3 protein-coding genes are annotated in these 2511 nt (G+C 71.1%); all 3 read right to left on the bottom strand.

Annotation, left to right across the window (positions count from 1 at the left end):
- A partial coding sequence (locus tag HMPREF3115_RS03760) for a hypothetical protein (protein ID WP_141751628.1) occupies window positions 1-222 on the bottom strand: 222 nt, incomplete at its 3' end.
- A 5-nt stretch (window positions 223-227) separates the two neighbouring features.
- On the bottom strand, window positions 228-2069 hold the full coding sequence (locus tag HMPREF3115_RS03755) for an Hsp70 family protein (protein ID WP_006397832.1): 1842 nt from the start codon (window positions 2067-2069) through the stop codon (window positions 228-230).
- Window positions 2066-2511: DUF2760 domain-containing protein (locus tag HMPREF3115_RS03750; RefSeq protein ID WP_070553464.1), on the bottom strand; the 446-nt coding region annotated here is incomplete at its 5' end. The genes HMPREF3115_RS03755 and HMPREF3115_RS03750, both read right to left, overlap by 4 nt.

The raw sequence follows: 2511 nt of genomic DNA, 5'->3' as shown, positions 1-2511 counted from the left end.
GGGCGCGCCGGCGGCCTGCCACGGCAGCCGCAACGCGTCCGCCGCCAGTTCGCCGGGCGCCGGGTGATAGCGCACCGACGGCAGCAGCGGCTGCGCGGCGACCGCACCGGCGCCGACGAGCTGCTCGACGTCGAACACGCGAATCGCGTCCGAGCCGGGCTCGACGTAGGCGACGACCGTATTGCTGGTGCCGAGGTCGATGCCGACCGTATAGCGCTTCATTACGCTCAAGCTGTGCCGCGCACGTCGAACTCGACCTTCCAGCGCTCGTCGGTGCCGCTCGGGATCGCTTCGAGCTCGAGCGTACCGGCCTCGGTCACGCGCGCATGCAGCCTGACCGGCACGATCTCGCCGACGGTGCGTCCTTCGGCCGGCAGCGTCGCCTGAATTTCCTCGAGTTCCTGCAGTTCGTCGGGCGACCAGAAATCGAGCAGCGTGCCGACTTCGTCCTGACGACGCACCGACGAGCCGAAGAAGCGGAAATGCACGGGCTCGCCGACGACGAGGCCGAATTCCTGCGGCGGCAGCGCGGCGCTCGTGCCTTCCTCCATCCCGAACGGCGCGACGCAGAGCGCCTGCACCGGCGGTTCGAGCCCCGGCACGGCCGGCATCGCCGATTCGATCGCGACGTAGTACGCACGCGCCGTACCGCCGCGAATGCGCACGCCGCGGCCGCGCTTCACGTAGCCGTAGTACGCGGCGCCGCGCGCGACGGCGAGATCGAGATCCGCGCCTTCGAGCAGCCGGGCGGGCGGCGCGCCTTCGGCGGCGAGCCAGCCGTTGAGCGTGTCGAGCACGCGTTGCGTCAGCAGCGACGACTTGAATACGCCGCCGTTGAACAGCACGGCGGTCGGATGCAGGAACGTCGCGCCGGCCGGCAGCGTATGCTGCACGCCTTCGAGCGCGTCGAGCGCCGCGACCTGCCGGCCGAGGAACGCCGCGAGATGGCGCGTGATGCCCGCGTCCTGCGCATACGGCAGGCCGAGCTGCGTCAGGCCGACGCGCGCGCGCGTCATCGGGCGCGCGGCCGCGTCGACCTGCGGGAAGAAGCCTTCGAGTATCGTCTGCGTCAGTTCCGCGCGCGTTAGCTCGGTGCGGATCGAGCCGCCGATCAGCTTCGAGCCGCGGCTCGGCACGACGAGCGGCACCGCGTCGGTCGTCGGGTCGGACAACAGCGTTTCCTTCGCGCTGCGGCACGCGTACGTGAGCGCGCGCAGTTGCCACGGATCGGCCTGCGTGCCCTGCTGCGCGAGCTTGCGCGCGACGACGTGCGCCAGCGCGAGATCCATGTTGTCGCCGCCGAGCAGGATGTGTTCGCCGACCGCGACGCGATGCAGTTCGAGATTGCCGTCGCGCTCGACGACCGCGATCAGCGACAGGTCGGTCGTGCCGCCGCCGACGTCGACGCAGAGAATCAGATCGCCGACCTTCACCTGCTTGCGCCAGCCGCCTTCGCTCTTCTGGATCCAGCTGTAGAGCGCAGCCTGCGGCTCCTCGAGCAGCGTCATCCGCGTATAGCCGGCCGCGCGCGCGGCCTCGGCCGTCAGTTCGCGCGCCGCCGGGTCGAACGAGGCGGGGATCGTGACGGTGACGTCCTGCTCGACGAACGGCGCGTCGGGATGCGCGTGATCCCACGCTTCGCGCAGATGCGTCAGATAGCGGATCGAGCTTTCGAGCGGCGACACGCGCGTGACCTCGGGCGGCGCATCGCTCGGCAGGATCGCCGCGCGGCGATCGACGCCGGGATGGCACAGCCAGCTCTTCGCGCTCGACACGAGCCGGATCGGCGTGCCGGCGCCGCGGCTGCGCGCCATCTCGCCGACCGCGAAGTCGCGCGACGCGGTCCACGGCAGCGTCAGGTCGCCCTGCGTGAGTTCGCTCGGATGCGGCAGATAGAGAAACGACGGCAGCAGGTCGCGCGACTCGAGCGCGCCGGGCGCCGTGAGCTGCGTGATCGGCAGCACGTGCTGTGCGATTTTTTCGCCGTCGCTGGCCGCGCTGTCGACATACGACAGCGCACAGTGCGTGGTACCGAGATCGATACCGATCGAATAGCGCGGATCGCTCACAGTTCCACCTCCGCCGGCGCAATCACCGACGCGTCGTGGCTGCCCGTCAGCTTCGGCAGACGCACGTCCGCGACGCGCCAGCCGCGATGGCTGACGGTGCCCGTAAACGGCGCCGACCCGACGACGTTGCCGGTCACGCGCACGGCCGTCGCATCGAAGCCGGCCGGCAGCGTCACGCGGCTGCCTTCCGCCTCGTCGCGCACCGGCACGATCGTGAAATGTTCGCGCAGCGCAGCGCGGCAGCCGTCGTGCACGAGGCGTGCAGCCGCGCCGATGTCGGCGTCCGAGTAGCCGGCGATGTCTTCCTCGACGAAATCGATGAAGCGCGCATCGCGCTGCAGCAGGCCGAGCAGTTGCAGGGCGGCCTGCGGGCTCGCTTCGCGCAGCTCGGGCGCGGGGGCTTTCGCCGCGGACGCGGGCGCGGGTGCCGGCGCAGCCGCCG

It is taken from the genome of Burkholderia sp. HMSC10F09, from assembly GCF_001806955.1.
GTDB lineage: Bacteria > Pseudomonadota > Gammaproteobacteria > Burkholderiales > Burkholderiaceae > Burkholderia > Burkholderia multivorans.
Note: the sequence above shows the minus strand (reverse complement) of the source record. Positions and strands in the feature narration are given on the sequence as shown.